13 protein-coding genes are annotated in these 14,054 nt (G+C 69.8%); 1 reads left to right on the top strand and 12 read right to left on the bottom strand.

The features are described from left to right. Nucleotides 1-65 precede the first annotated feature (65 nt). On the bottom strand, nucleotides 66-329 hold the full coding sequence (locus ACNSN7_RS05535) for a MarR family transcriptional regulator (RefSeq protein WP_418281255.1): 264 nt from the start codon (nucleotides 327-329) through the stop codon (nucleotides 66-68). Between the two features lie 184 nt (nucleotides 330-513). Between ACNSN7_RS05535 and pan1 the strand changes: the two genes are divergently transcribed. Beyond that, nucleotides 514-1,731 carry a proteasome-activating nucleotidase Pan1 gene (gene pan1, locus ACNSN7_RS05530; RefSeq protein WP_418281254.1) on the top strand — a complete coding sequence of 406 codons (1,218 nt, stop codon included), beginning with the start codon at nucleotides 514-516 and terminating at the stop codon, nucleotides 1,729-1,731. Nucleotides 1,732-1,783: 52 nt separating this feature from the next. Here the strand turns inward: pan1 and ACNSN7_RS05525 are convergent, their stop codons facing one another. The 11 genes from ACNSN7_RS05525 to ACNSN7_RS05475 all read right to left on the bottom strand — a co-directional run bounded on the left by ACNSN7_RS05525 (nucleotide 1,784) and on the right by ACNSN7_RS05475 (nucleotide 14,051). Further along, a complete protein-coding gene (locus ACNSN7_RS05525; RefSeq protein WP_418281253.1) occupies nucleotides 1,784-1,915 on the bottom strand; it encodes a hypothetical protein in 132 nt (43 codons plus the stop codon). Nucleotides 1,916-2,012: 97 nt separating this feature from the next. Next, complete coding sequence (locus tag ACNSN7_RS05520) at nucleotides 2,013-3,188, bottom strand: DHH family phosphoesterase (RefSeq protein WP_418281252.1); 1,176 nt, start codon at nucleotides 3,186-3,188, stop codon at nucleotides 2,013-2,015. An 80-nt stretch (nucleotides 3,189-3,268) separates the two neighbouring features. Then, nucleotides 3,269-4,171, bottom strand: coding sequence for an NAD-dependent epimerase/dehydratase family protein (locus ACNSN7_RS05515; protein WP_418281251.1), 903 nt, complete (start codon nucleotides 4,169-4,171; stop codon nucleotides 3,269-3,271). Further along, on the bottom strand, nucleotides 4,168-4,596 hold the full coding sequence (locus tag ACNSN7_RS05510; protein WP_418281250.1) for a DUF5791 family protein: 429 nt from the start codon (nucleotides 4,594-4,596) through the stop codon (nucleotides 4,168-4,170). The genes ACNSN7_RS05515 and ACNSN7_RS05510 overlap by 4 nt, the downstream gene beginning before the upstream one ends. A gap of 120 nt (nucleotides 4,597-4,716) precedes the next feature. Continuing rightward, nucleotides 4,717-7,917 carry a DUF7286 family protein gene (locus tag ACNSN7_RS05505; RefSeq protein WP_418281248.1) on the bottom strand — a complete coding sequence of 1,067 codons (3,201 nt, stop codon included), beginning with the start codon at nucleotides 7,915-7,917 and terminating at the stop codon, nucleotides 4,717-4,719. Nucleotides 7,918-7,919: 2 nt separating this feature from the next. Next, complete coding sequence (locus ACNSN7_RS05500; RefSeq protein WP_418281246.1) at nucleotides 7,920-8,522, bottom strand: DUF7284 family protein; 603 nt, start codon at nucleotides 8,520-8,522, stop codon at nucleotides 7,920-7,922. Continuing rightward, entirely contained in the window at nucleotides 8,519-8,956 is a 438-nt protein-coding gene (locus ACNSN7_RS05495) for a DUF7285 family protein (protein WP_418281244.1), read from the bottom strand. Before ACNSN7_RS05495 ends, ACNSN7_RS05500 begins: the two co-directional genes overlap by 4 nt. Then, the gene (locus tag ACNSN7_RS05490) at nucleotides 8,931-9,413 is read right to left on the bottom strand and encodes a DUF7283 family protein (RefSeq protein ID WP_418281242.1); all 483 of its coding nucleotides are present in this window, start codon (nucleotides 9,411-9,413) and stop codon (nucleotides 8,931-8,933) included. Before ACNSN7_RS05490 ends, ACNSN7_RS05495 begins: the two co-directional genes overlap by 26 nt. Nucleotides 9,414-9,538: 125 nt before the next feature. Continuing rightward, nucleotides 9,539-11,557 carry a type II secretion system protein gene (locus tag ACNSN7_RS05485; RefSeq protein WP_418281240.1) on the bottom strand — a complete coding sequence of 673 codons (2,019 nt, stop codon included), beginning with the start codon at nucleotides 11,555-11,557 and terminating at the stop codon, nucleotides 9,539-9,541. Further along, complete coding sequence (locus tag ACNSN7_RS05480; protein WP_418281238.1) at nucleotides 11,554-13,446, bottom strand: ATPase, T2SS/T4P/T4SS family; 1,893 nt, start codon at nucleotides 13,444-13,446, stop codon at nucleotides 11,554-11,556. Before ACNSN7_RS05480 ends, ACNSN7_RS05485 begins: the two co-directional genes overlap by 4 nt. Nucleotides 13,447-13,502: 56 nt before the next feature. Next, nucleotides 13,503-14,051 (bottom strand): DUF7311 family protein, encoded by a 549-nt coding sequence (locus ACNSN7_RS05475; RefSeq protein WP_418281236.1) that lies wholly within the window; start codon nucleotides 14,049-14,051, stop codon nucleotides 13,503-13,505. Nucleotides 14,052-14,054: the final 3 nt, after the last annotated feature.

Here is a 14,054-nt window from a genome sequence, read left to right as displayed (position 1 = left end):
TCCGTGCCGGCGGTAGAAATGGCTGTCCGTCCGGCGGTGCGGGGTCCGGGAGAGACGCGATCGAGTCAGACCGACAGCGAGTAGATCCGTTTGCGGGCGTCGGCGAAGGAAAACCGGGCGTCGACGACGTCCTCCTCCTCCAGCCGCGACAGCGCGTATCGAACGGTACGCGGGGGCAACAGCGTCTCCTCGGCGAGTTCGCTTTGCGTCAGGGTGTCGTTGTAGTCGAGTACCTTCGCGACGAGCTTCGCGCTCGGAGGGAGATCTCGAACGTGTTCCCAGCGGTCCGTGACGTCCTCGTCGGCGGCGACCGCCTCTGTCGTGCTCATGTGTATCCACCTCTCTGTCATGCTAGCAGATAATATTTACTATACAGTCTGATTACCATGAGACATACAGAAACGGATCCGGCGGCGAGCACCGCGCGACGGGTCGGCGGCGGGCTCGAGGCGGTGCGAGCGACGAACGCCCCCACCCGAAGCCTCTTATCCGCGACGCGCCTAAAAGCGCTCAATGAGTGACACGGTCGACGACGTCGATATGCCGTATGAAGAGGGGTCGGCGTCGAGACAGGAGAAGATCGAGACGTTACAGGAGCGGCTCGAGGTTCTCGAATCGCAAAACGAGGAGATGCGCGACAAGCTCCTCGACGCGAACGCGGAGAACAACAAGTACCAACAGAAGCTCGAACGACTCACCCACGAGAACAAGAAGCTCAAACAGTCGCCGCTGTTCGTGGCGACCGTACAGGAGCTAACCAACGACGGTGCAGTGATCAAACAGCACGGCAACAACCAGGAGGCGCTCACCGAGGTCACCGCGGAGATGCGGGACGACCTCGCGCCCGACGACCGGGTCGCGGTCAACAACTCGCTGTCGGTCGTCAAGAAACTCGAGAAGGAGACCGACGTTCGCGCCCGCGTGATGCAGGTCGAACACTCCCCGGACGTGACCTACGCCGACATCGGCGGCCTCGAAGACCAGATGCAGGAGGTCCGCGAGACCGTCGAGCTGCCGCTCGAACGCCCCGAGATGTTCGACGACGTCGGTATTCAGCCGCCCAGCGGCGTCCTGTTATACGGCCCGCCGGGGACCGGCAAGACGATGCTGGCGAAGGCGGTCGCCAACGAGACGGACGCCACGTTCATCAAGATGGCCGGCTCCGAGCTGGTCCACAAGTTCATCGGCGAAGGAGCGAAGCTCGTCCGCGACCTGTTCGAGGTCGCCCGCGAGAATCAGCCCGCGGTCCTGTTCATCGACGAGATCGACGCCATCGCCTCGAAGCGGACGGACTCGAAGACGTCCGGCGACGCGGAGGTCCAGCGGACGATGATGCAGTTGCTCTCGGAGATGGACGGCTTCGACGACCGCGGCGAGGTCCGGATCATCGCCGCGACCAACCGTTTCGACATGCTCGATCCGGCGATCCTCCGTCCCGGACGGTTCGACCGACTCATCGAGGTGCCCAAGCCCGACACCGTCGGCCGCGAGATAATCTTCCGGATCCACACGCGGAAGATGAACCTCGCGGACGACGTCGACTTCGACGAGCTCGCCGAGGCCGCCGTCGACGCTTCCGGCGCGGACATCAAGGCGGTCTGTACCGAGGCCGGGATGTTCGCCATCCGCGACGACCGCATCGAGGTGACGATGGACGACCTCCTCGAAGCGTACGAGAAGCTCCAGCAGGACGAGGAGTTCGACGGCGACGACTCGCTCGCGTTCGCGTAGTCGGCCGACGAGAGAACCGTTCTATTCGCCCGGAACGACCGTTCTATTCGCTTCAGAGGGCGCGAACCACGAGATACGGCAACAGAAACAGGACGACGAAGATCAGCGCGGTTGCGATCCCGTAGCCGATCCCGACCCCCGCAAGCACACGCCACTGGCTTCCCTCGAACGCGTTCGTGTTCATGTTCGAATCTCCGAGGGATCATTCATAAACGTTGGTACTGAGATCGCCTCGGTCGACGCGGAGAACGCACGACCGAACGAACGGTGTGGACGCCCGCTCACACGTCGCCGGCCATCGCACGGAACAGCCCGTCAGCCAGCGCGTCGCGGTCGATCGCGTCCCGCTCCGCCTCACCGCTCGGGTCGACGTCGGGCCTGACCGTCCCGCCGCCCATCCGTGAGTGGCCGCCGCCGTCCCCGTTGTCGACGTCCGCTAACACCGCTTCGATCGCGTTACCCATGTGGACGCGGTCGTCGCGGGAGCGTCCCGACAGGTGAACGGTTCCGTCGCGCTCGCCGATGACGACGACCGCGCTGACGCCCTCCAGTTGGATCAGCTCGTCAGCCGCCTGCGGAATGGCGTCGACGTTGTTCACGCCGCCCACGTCGGAGACCGCGAACGATCCCTCGACCTGTCTGCCCGCGATCGCTCGCGCTTTCACTTCGAGCACCTCCGCGTCGACCTCCGGATTCGCGATCCGGTCCAGCCGGTCCTGGTCGACGCCGGGGTACACGTACGCGGCGGCGGCGAAGTCCGACTCGCTCGCACCGACGGTCAGGTGATTGGTATCGGAGAGGATCCCGTACAGGAGTCCCGTCGCCGCCTCGGTCGACAGCGCGAAGTCGCCGTCCGTCTCGCTGGCGTGTTTATCGGGCGGTACCGGGACGGCGTCGTTGTCCTGGAAGTACTCCGCGACGATCGACGCCGTCGCACCGTAATCCGTCCTGACGTCGGTGAACGCGCCACCGGAACCGTCCCCCGGGTGATGATCGACGACGACCGTCGGAAGCACTCCGTCCGCGCCTGCGAACCCGCGAGGCTCGTTGTGATCGACGAGCACCACCGACCCGGCAGCCAGATCGCTCACGTGGTCGATCCGATCGAGTTCGAGGTCAAGTACCGTCCGGAACGCCCGGTTCTCCTGGTGGCGGATCTGACCGGGAAACTGGATCGTGGCGTCGACGTCGAGCTGGTCCGCCAGCGAGGCGACCCCAACCGCGGCCGCCATCGCATCCGGGTCCGGATTCGGATGCATCAGCACCGCGATCTCGTCCAGATCCGCGAGCACCCGGCGGAACCGGACGCCCGGCGCTCGACGGAGACGGACGAACGCGTACGTACTCGCCAGAGCGACGAGCACAGCCAGCACTGCGGCGGCGGTCAGCTCCGGATTCTCACGGGCGAACGCCTCCACCTCGGAGAGTCCGTTCCCGGCTACCGCTGGGACCACCATACGTCCCCCGAAGTCACTGACGGCACAAGAAGCTTCGTGGAGATTCCGACCGCGAACAAAGGACCGAATCGGACGGGACGCTATCGGTGGATCGACCGATACGCGCGGACAGCGTCGCGGTATCCCTCTCTGAACGTCGGGTACGCGAACTCGTAACCGAGCGACCGGAGTCGGTCGTTCGAGCACCGCTTGCTCGTCCGGATCCGGCGGCGGGCCGCCGCCGACAGGTCGCCGTCCGCGATCCGCTCCTCCGTCGATCGCTTCTCGGGACGGGGAACGCCACACGCGTCGGCGAGCCAGTCGGCAAACGCGTGTTTCTCGACCGGCTCGTCGTCCACCACGAGCACCGGTTCACCCCGTGCGAGGTCCGCTTCCAACAGATGTCGCACCCCTCCCGCGGCGTCGTCACGGTGAACCATGTTGAGGTAGCCGGCCGTGACCGGCCCATCGAGATACCGCTCCAACCGATAGCGATCCGGACCGTACAGGCCGGCGAACCGTGCGACCGTCCCGTCGATCCCGACGGCCTCGGCGTCCGAGAGCGCCACCCGCTCCGCCTCGGCGAGGACGCGCGTCTTGTCCGTCGTCGGATCGATCGGCGTCTCCTCGTCGACCCACGCGCCGTCGTGATCGCCGTACACCCCAGTCGAGGAGGTGTACACGAGCCGGTCCGGACGTGACGCACGACCCCCGTACTCCGCGACGACGTTTCGGAGACCGTCGACGTACACTGCTCGAGCGGCGTCCGCGCCCCTCCCGCCGGAGCTGGCCGCAAAGACGACCGCGTCAGCGTCCGGAAGCGCCGACAGCGACGTGGGGTCGGTCGCGTCCGCACGCACCGCCCCCGCGATCCCATCGATCGATTCGATCGCATCGAGTCCGGCGTCGGAGCGCCTGACTCCGACGACTTCGTGCTCGCGATCCGCAAGCTGACGGGCGAGTTCGAGACCGACGTAGCCGCAGCCGACGACGACGACCCTCATCGCTTTCGACGCTCGATGACCGCCATGATCTCGGCGAGCTGTGCGACCGTCATCGCGGCGCGTCCCTCGATCGCCTGCTGGATCTCCTGTCCGGTGAGATCCGAATCGATCGCGCCAGCGATGGTGTCGACGTCGAGCACCGCCGTCGTCATCCCCATAAGTAGGTGGTCGCGAAGCTCGAAGACGATCGCGTCGGCGTCGAGATCGCGCCCCACCGCGAGCACCGATGCACCCTCCTCGACCGTGAGATCGCCGACCGAACCGTTCGCGATCGCCTCGACGTCGTGTTCGTCGACCCGCGCCTCGTCGACCACGTGGCCCGCTCCCTTCTCGGAAACGGTCTCCGACAGCATCGTCTCGAACGCCGAGAGCAGCGCCGCCGCCTCCACCGCCACGTCCTCATCGCCAACGGCCTCGTGGAACATACAGTCGATCGGGCCGCGGCTCGCAAAACGCCTCCGGTCGATCGCCCGCGGACGATCCCGGCTGCTGGACTCCGACGCCCGAGCGCGTCGATCGCGGGCGACAACACCGCATGCGGAGCGTCACGAACACTCATCGTGATCCTCACCGTCTTCGGTCCCCGATCCGTCCCGATCCGCGTCGACATCGCCGGGACACGGCCAGCCGGGGGACGTCTCGTCCCGAGTTCCGTCGACGTCTCCGACCCCGGGCGGGCCGGCGGGAACCGCCACGACGACGACTGTTCTCGTCTCGAACCGGACGGGGTCAGTCGTACCGAGTCGAACCTGGTCGTCACCGACCTCGATGGTAACGTCGTCGTCGGTCCGAACGTACTCGAACCGTTCACCGGGCGGACCGACGTCCGCCCGGAGCGCGAACCTCGGGTATTCGCCGCGGACGTCCACGCGCCAGCCGTTCACCGTCGCGACCCAGTAGCCCGGCACCGGCACGACCGGCAGCCCGGCACCGACGCTCCGAGCGGGTGCGGGGGCCCAGCGGTCGGCCGCCTCCTCACCGGCACGCTCGGCACCGCTCTCGACCGCGTCCTCGATCCGGTCTCTGGCCGCTTTCCGCACCCCCTCGACCGGCCCCTCGACGAACCGTGCGGGGATCCGAACCGCGTCCCGACCGACGGCGTCCCGCACCGTAACGCGGAGATGAGCGGCGAGCCGTGCCTCCTCGCCGTCCGACAGCGATCCCGTCGAGGCGGCCGTCGCCGCGACCCGATCGGCGTAGCTCCCGTCTCCGACGGCGACCGCACGCCGCCCGTTCGAGTCGTACGTCGCGGTGGTCGACGTCACCACGTCGCGCCGATCGGCTTCGGACAGCGACGTCCGCTCCGCGAGCGCGTCGACGAGTTCCCGGTCGATCGCCCGAAGCGACCGGTCGACTTCGGCGTCGAGCGTGTCCCGGTCCGCTCGCAGGTCGGCGTCGTCGCCGTCGGCGAGCACGTCGTCGGCAGCGAGAAGCGCGCGCCCTGCGATCTCTACTCGAACGGTATCCTCGGTTCCGAGGACCCGGTCGACGATTCCGCTCGAGACGTCGCCGTACGGTACGGTGACGTAGTTGAGGTTCCGCGTCGCGAGCGGTCGGGTCGTCGTCCCCTCGACCGCGTCGATCGCAGTACCCTCAACCGCCGTCCGCGGCAGGTACCCCGGCGACGCGTCCGGCGTGAACGTCACCGATCCGCCCGGCCCCGTCTCGCCGATCGCGTACGGTTCGGTCTCGCGTGCCGCCTCACGACTGGCGACGACGTCGCCGACCGACGGTCCGTCGAGCGCGTCCTCGACCCGATCGACGATCCCGTCGCTCGCCTCGGTTTCGGCGTCGGATGCGCGTTCGAGCTCTCGGATAACGGCATCGAGGTACGCGTCGCGAGCGGCGACCCGAGCGCGGTCCGCCGCACCGTCGTACGTCCGCGGGGCGTCCACGAGCGTCGAGCGACGATCGCGGAGGTCGCCCGCCAGTTCCCCGTACGGATCGGCGTCCGCGGTGGCCGCCGCCTCCATGTCGAGTTCCGTCTCGACCCGACGGACGTCGGACCGGAGATCGTCGACGTCCGACGCGATCCGCTCCGACAGGTCGTCCGGACGGTCGCCGACGGCGACCGTCGACCGGGAGACGTCACCGTTGCTCACCGCGTCGCGAGCTATCCGGTCCACGTCGCGTGCGCTTGCGACGTCGAGCTCGGAGCGGACCGCCGGCGGGACGTCGGTGAGATCGGGGCCGTCGGTCAACTCCCCCGAACCGAACGTCAACGTTCGCCCCGCCGGCGCGGCGTCCGTCGGCGCGTAGCTCCCGGAGACGGAGACGCGAACGCGATAGCGATCGACCGCGCTCGCCGAGGTCGTCGTCCGCTCGGTCTCAGTGACGGTTTCGTTTCCGACCTCGCGCTCGGTCTCGCGTTCCCACGTCGTCACGGCGGAGCGTTCGACGGCGACGTCACGGGTCGCACGGGCGAACGAGAGGCGCTCTCCCGGAGCCACGCGTCCGGCAGGCGTGACCTTCTGCAGGTCAGAGCCGGAGGTGATCGACAGCGACCGGTCGGTCGAGCGGTCCGTCCGTTCCCAGTCGGAGCCGGGCGACGACGGGCGGAGCCGACCGCCGTACCGCGTTCGAGTGGCCGTCGCGTCGGCGGTCGCCTCAACGCGGTACGCGGGGCGAGCGATCGCCTCGAGATCGTCGTACACTTCCGTCGCGGCCACGTCGGCCGCGTGACCGACCTCGACGGACGCGTCCTCGTCCGTGTTGGGCCCGTCAGGGAACGCCGCTTCGGTTTCGCCGCCGGAGTCGCCGTCACCGTCGTCGATCGATGCCGGCGCGTCGAGAACCGTTTCACTCCACGCCTCCTCGTCGAGGCCGGTCGGTGCGAGGAGATCCGCAAGTCCGGTCTCCGCGGTCGCACGGGCGACGCCGCCGCGTGCGTCCGGATCGGCCGCCCCGAACACGTCGCGCTGCGTCCGAACGATCCCGGCGTTCGTCGATAGTTCGACGTGACGGTTCGCGAGGACGTTCTGTACGGGTGCGCCCGCGTACTGCGCGTACCCTCGCGCCCACGTCATCGGATAGAGGCTCGCGGTGAGCTGGCGGCCCAACCCCGGACCCTCGACCGGACCCCGACCGAGACGCTCCTCGAAGCGCTCCGTCCGCTCGTGGGCCGCGAGCGTCGGAACCGCGACGACGACGGTTCGATCGCGGGTTCGCTCGGCGACCACGCGGTCGTCCCTGACCGCTCGCGTCGTGACCGCCTCGAACGTGACGCGCGTGGCCGTACCGTTCTCGACGGGTTCGACCGTGACTCGGTCGCGTGCGGCGTCGAGATCGTCTGGGTCCGCCACCGGCGGGAGCGACGCGGTCGCCGTCACGTCGCCGACCTCGGCATCGACCGCCGAGAGCGCCTCCGACCCGGCGATCGCGAGCCGGATCCGGAACGCGTCCTCGAACGGGTTCTCCGATCCGACGGCGTCGGTGGCGACGACATCGTCGTCGTGGAACGGTCCGGTCGACGCCCCGGATCCCGAAGGCCGACTCGTCACCGGCTCGGCGGCCGCGTCGTGTGCGGCCTCTCGGGCGGCGCTTTTGAGCGCCGCCGTCGTGTCCGCCTCCACCCGGTCCATCGACTGCTCGGCGCTCCGGTCCTCACCGACGAGCCCCTGATCGGCGATTCCGGCCGCGTACGCGGTGGTGGCGACGAGCAGCAACACGCCGATCAGCGCGAACGGGACGCGTGCATGCCGGTCCGCGACGAACGACCGACCCTGACGAGCGCGTGTCACGCGCATCGTTACCACACCCGGACGACGAACCGAACGCGTTCATGGTCGCTCGTCAGGAACTCGGGGACCGGAGTCGACACGATAGTGGCGGTGACGGACGCCCCTCGCGGCGGTTCCGTCCCGACCGAAACGGACCAATCCGTCCGAGCCGCGCCGGTCGTCGGGTCGCCGTCGTGCCGGCGCTCGCCGACATCGTCCCGAGATCCGCCGATCCGGCTTCGGTGTCCATCGGGCTCATCGCTCGAGCCGGTCCGCACCGCCCGCCCGTCGATCCGCGTTCGCGGGCCGAACGCGTCCGAAACGACGGCCATCACCGACGACGCGAACCCGACGGGTTCCGCGGTGTTCCGTTCTCCGCCGCGTTCGACGTCGTCGAACATCGCCATCACGAGCAGCTCCGCGAGCGTCGCGTGGACCGTGGACTCACCGTCCGAGCCGTGCGGATCGTACGTCACCGTCGCGGTCTCGGTGGTCAGTCGGTCCGACATCCGGTCCGCGTCCGGCCCCGTGTTCCCGGTGCCGAGCGGATCGCTTCCGACGCCGCCGAGCGCGACGACGCTGGCGGAGACACAAAGCAGCATAAGCGTGACGTCGAGGACGGTGCTCGTCATCCACGCACCACCACGCGAAGCGTTCCACGAACGTTCTCACCGGGGCTGCTCCGAACCGTGACCGAACGGGACGCGACGTCGACGCCCGACGACCGGGCGTCGGCGGTCGGTGCGCGCTCACCGAATCGTACCCGCCAGGTCTCGTGTCGAGTTTCCAGTTCGACCGTCGCAGCGGGGAGCGAGCCGAGGTCGGCGTGCGAGAGGCGGCGGGGATCGACGACCCCGCCGACGGTGGCCGCACGCTCGACCCGGTCGAGCGTCGGCGTCGCGAGGTTCCGCTCCCTGTCGGGGGCTGCATCGCCGAGTGCACCCGCGTAGAGTCCGAGGGCGGCCCCGACGGCAACGAGCGCGACGAGCGCGGCGATCGGCTCGACCGCTCCGCGGTTGCACGCACCGAGCCGCGCGGTCTCACCCGACGAGCGTGACACGAACATCACCGTAGTGGACCCGTCTGATCGTGAGCCTGTTCGGAGCCGCATGCCAGTCGTGGTCGCGCGTCCGAGCACGTTCGGCCGCGGCGGAGAACGACTCGGGGTCGTCGAAGGCGACGTCGGGCGGGACTCCATCGAGGACGCGATGGAGCCGGGCGTCGACGACGGGATCCGTCGACGGCACGGGCGTGATCCGGGGTGCGTGGAGCGTCGATCGGGCGGCGTCTCCGCCGTCCGCAAGCGAGACGCTCCCCGTCCTGATCAGCAGCCGGTCCGCGGTCAACCCGTGCTCCGCGGTGGCGGGATACTCCCCATCGGCGACCGAATCGATGGTGTGTGCGACTCCGCTCGCGTCTGGCGGCGGCGACGCCGGAAGCGTGGCCGCGACGCCGGCCGTCGCGACGCTCACCAGCGCGACGCCGAGCCACGCGTACGTGGCGTCGATAGGAACGTCGAACATGGGACGGCGTGGTCCCGGTATCCGACTTAAAGTATGGGCCGATCCATCGCCCGGCCACGGCCGATCCATCGCCCGGCCACGGCCGATCCGTCACTCGGGCACGGCGGGGACAACCGTTCGCCGGGTCACAGCAACAGCCCCGCACCGGCGAACGAAACGAGGTACGTCGCCGTCGCCGTCGGGAGGGCGATCCCGATCCGGTACGCGACGAGCGTACGGTCGATCCCGTGTTCCAATCCGGTCGCGAGTCCGGTGAGGATCGTCGAAAGCACGAGGACGTACACACCCACGATCCGCCCGAGGACCGGGACGGAGAGGCCGGCGACCGCACTGTCCGTGGCCGGAGGAGAACGGTCCGATCCCGGAGCGTCGGCCCCGGGGCCGCCGCGTTCTCCGGTCACGGAGGGATCGACGGCGGCTGGGTCCGTTGTCGACCCGCCACCGGCGAGCGCGTCGATGCCGGCCGCACCGGAGTCGAGACCCCCCGCACCGACCGCCCCCGCGGCGTCGATCCCGGTCGCGAGCGCGACCGTCGCACCGCCGACGAGCGGGGCGAACACCGCGGCGGTGTTCGTCAGAGTTCCCGTCACCGTCGCCAGTTGGCGACGCGCGTCCCGCTCCAGTTCGCGGAGCCGTTCGAGCTGATCGGCGAGATCCAACAGCACGTCCCCCGCGGGTCGCCCCTCGCGAGCGGCGACGGCGAGCAGCGCGACCGCACCGCGGACCCGCGGCGACGGAACCGTCGTGACCGGTCCGCCGTCCCCCATGAACGCGTTCCGGACGCCGACGCGGAGCGTGTCGCTCCGGCGGGCCGCACGGGTGAACACCGTCCCGGTCGCTCCGTCGAGCCGTTCGCCCGCGTTCGCGACGGCTCGTTCGACGGCGACGCCCTCCGCGACGTCGCCACCGATGACCGTCATCGCGTCCGGGAGGTCCCGCTCGACCGCGCGAACCTCGGAGAGAACCTGTCGGCGTGGGGACGCGACGACGAGCAGCGCCGTCCCGACCCCGACGCCGACCCCGGCTACCGGAGCGCTCCACGGCGTGACGAGCCAGCCGGCGGTGACCGCGGAAGCGACACCCGAAGCGAGGCCGGCAGCGACCGCGTGTGGCCACCGGCACGGAACGTCGGGATGATCGGCGTCGATCGACGGAGGGGGGAACGCGACCGGGCGTCGGGAGAGCAGCCACGCGGACGCCGCGAGCAGTCCGCCGGGGAGAACGAAGAGATAAACGACGGCGATGACGGTCCCGTCGATCGGAACGCCGGACGCGGCGGCCGCGGGCAACAGCGCGATCAGTGCCAGCGGCAACAACACGCCGAACGCGTACAGCGCGGATACCGGGCCACGAACCTCGCCGACGAACGCCGCGAGTCGGTCGGTCGTCCCCGACAGGACCGCATCGAGCGCCCGGTCCAGACACCGTCCACGTCGCTCGGGTGGGGCGGTCGCCGCCGTCCGAACGAGTGCAGTCGCGCGGTCAAGCGCCGGAAACCACGGTCGCCACTCGCGAGTGAACGCCCTGAGTCCGCTCGTCGGACCGTCAGCACATCGTCGTTCGTGTCGGGCGAGCCCCCTCGCCAGCGCCCCCCGTCCGGTTCGAGACGCGAATCTGACCGCGCGCTCGGTCGACGGGTCGAGTCGCATCCGCAACACTAATCGACCGACCAGTCCGGGTGCCGCTCCGAGCGCACGCGTCCGACGGAGCGTGGCGAGCCACACCGGACCACGGTGAACGGCGTGCGTCGCCGCGAGCCCCGAAAGGAGACCCGCGAGGAGCCCCGGAACCAAACCGACGACGAGCGAAACGGGGAGGGCGAAGACGAGCCCGACGGCGACTCCCGCACGATATCCCGTCTCGACGATCCGATCACGGGGAACGCCCCACCCGAGAAACGACAGCGCACGCCGGAGTTCGTCGACGTCGTCCGGAGCCGTATCGTTCGGATCCGCTGGGCCAGCCGGGGCGACCGAGGCCGCGGGGCGATTCGGGACGGAGGCCCCACCATCGTTCGCACCTCCCGTTCTCTCGTCCGTACCGCCAGTTCTCTCGTCCGTACCGCCAGTTCGGGCGATCGCGAGATCGCGTACATTGCCAACCGCAGAACTCATCCGGTCGCCAACCGCGGAGTCGCCGCTCATCGACCCTCCGCGTCGTACCGATCCGGATCGATCCGCCCCGATTCCGCTGCGTCGCGAACGCGATCGGCCCGACGGTTCGCGGCGGAACGGACCGCCGCGTACGACTCCTCTGGCCGGGCGAGGTCGTCAACGAGACGACTTTCCCCGCGATCGATCAGCCCGGTGGAAGCGAGCCCCTCTGCGGTCCGTTCGAACAGGGGAGCGAACGCGATCGCGTGCCCGCCGTCGGTTGGTTCCTCACCGTGATCGACCACCTCGGCGATCGTGCGGACCTCGTGGTCGTCGAGGACGACGATCAGGTCGGTCGCCGCGAACGACGACTCGGAGACGCCGAGGTCGGCGACGACCCGCTCGCGAACCGCCTCGGGGTCCTCGCCGTGGATCGTCCCGAGCACCGTCTCGCCGGCGGCACCGACGCGCATCGCCTCGTACAGCGCCGCCGCCTCCTCGCCCCGAACCTCGCCGACGACGAGCGCGCCCCCGCCCAGCCGAAGCGCGGTTCGGACCGCCTCGCTCGGAGACGGCTCCGCACCGTTCCCCACGCGAAGCCGCTGGACGTCACGGTCGGCGGCGGCGAGCGCGTCAGCCGGGAGTTCGGGCGTGTCCTCGATGAGGATCGTTCGGGTTCGTGCGTCGAGCTCCCAGAGCAGCGAGCCGAGCGCGGTCGTCTTACCCGCTCCCCGACCGCCGGCGACGAGCCCGGTGACGCCGCGCTCAACGGCGACGGAGAGTATCCCGGCCGCCGCCGGAGATATCGTTCCGACGTCGACGAGTCGCGCGAGCGTCCACGCCTCCGGGTCGCCACGGCGGAACGTAAAGGAAAGTCCGTCGCTCGCGGGCGTCGTCGCCGCGGCGACTCGGACCCGTCCGGACGGCGAGTCGATGGTCGCGTCGAGCGTCGGGCTCGCGCGGGAGAATCCCCGGCCGCTCGTTCGACGAAGGCGGGACGCGAGCGTGGCCGCGCCCTCCGGCGGGAGCCGGACGTTCGTGCGACATCGCTCGCCGTCGACGACGACGCGAAGCGGGTTCTCCGTGACCGGTGCCGACAGCGTGGCGTCGCTCACCCGGTCGTCGGCGAATACGTGTTCGAAGACGCCGTGGCCGCGGGTGTGTCGCCGGAGCGCCTCCGAGAGCTCGGCGACCGGATCGCCGTCGCTCGCCACCGATCGCACGGCGCGGCCGGGTGCGCGTTCGCCGCCGCTGGGGTGCGAGAGGAGATGGTCCCGTGCGGCAGCGAGCGTCCCGAACGCAACCGGATCGAGTCGTGCCGTCGGCGGAGTGAGGTGATACGTCCGCAGGGGTGACTCCCCGTCGTAGAGCCGAACGGTCGCACCCGTCTCGATCTCCCACCGATCGACGAGCGACGCGCTGGCCGGCGGCTCCGTCGCGACGCGCGTCGCGGCGACGGTCGGCCCCACGTGGGCTCTGAGCGCGTCGGTCTCGTCGACCGCCCCGGCAGCGAGCTCTGCGAGCCCGGTCTCGGCCGCGATACGACTCGGCGGTCCGGCACGACCGGTCGCCTCGCGACCGGCACCGAGCGGATCCCGGAGAACGCGCTCCGCGAGCCGTTCCTCGTGGAACCGGACCCGTTCCCGGAACCGACCGGCCGCGGTGAGCAGTGCCGCCGCCCTGCCCGTGTACGCCCGTTCGCGACCGGAACACGTCGTCCGGACCACGTCGGCGTCGCGGTCGGTGAGCGTCCCGATGACGGTCGCACGGCAGTCGGGACTGACGGCGAGGTCGCCGCCGTTCGGACAGTCGTTCGCGTCGACTGCGAGCACGACGCGATCGTCGACGCCCGTCCCCACCGGCTCTCGGAACGTCGTCGTACAGCCGCAGCCGTCCTCGTCGTCGCCGAGGCGTGCGATCGACGGGAGATCGAGGCTCATAGGACGGGTGGCCGCGATATCGTATATAAATGATCGGCTCGATCGTTCCGCTCCGATCATCGAACGCGGACGGCTCGAACGGTCGGAGCGCCGTCCTCCGCGACGAGCCGGAGTTGGATCCGGCTCCTGCCGTTCGTTCGGAGCTCGATCGGTCCGTCGACGACGCGGAGCGAGGCAGCGTTCGTCGACGGGTCCAGCGAGACGACGCGCGACGGCCCATCAGCGAGCCGATAGACGAGCGCGACGTCGGGGAGGCCTCCGTCGCGGATCGTCCGTCTTCGTGTGTCGTCCGCCGGTTCTCTCGCTCCGTCGACGGTTCGGGCCCGTCCATCGAGGATCGCCGAGGGATCACCGAGGGCCAACCGGTCGATGCGCGCGGCCGTGACCCCGGTCGGTGCTCGGACCGTGACCGTCGCCCGCGCGGCGAGCGTCGGATCGTCGACAGCGACCGAATCGGCCGCAACCGTCGATACGGCGCGCTCGAGCCGATCGCCCTGCGTATCGAGTCGGTCGATCGTCGTCGTCGTTCGTGCGTCGTCGAGTGCGGGGAGCGCGGTCCCGAGGAGCGCGACGGCGACGAGCACCGTCAACACGACGCGGATCACCGA

Origin of the sequence: Halorubrum rarum, assembly GCF_048380895.1 — an archaeon.
Classification (GTDB): domain Archaea; phylum Halobacteriota; class Halobacteria; order Halobacteriales; family Haloferacaceae; genus Halorubrum.
The sequence above is the reverse complement of the archived record's forward strand: the minus strand, read 5'-3'. Positions and strand labels throughout refer to the sequence as shown.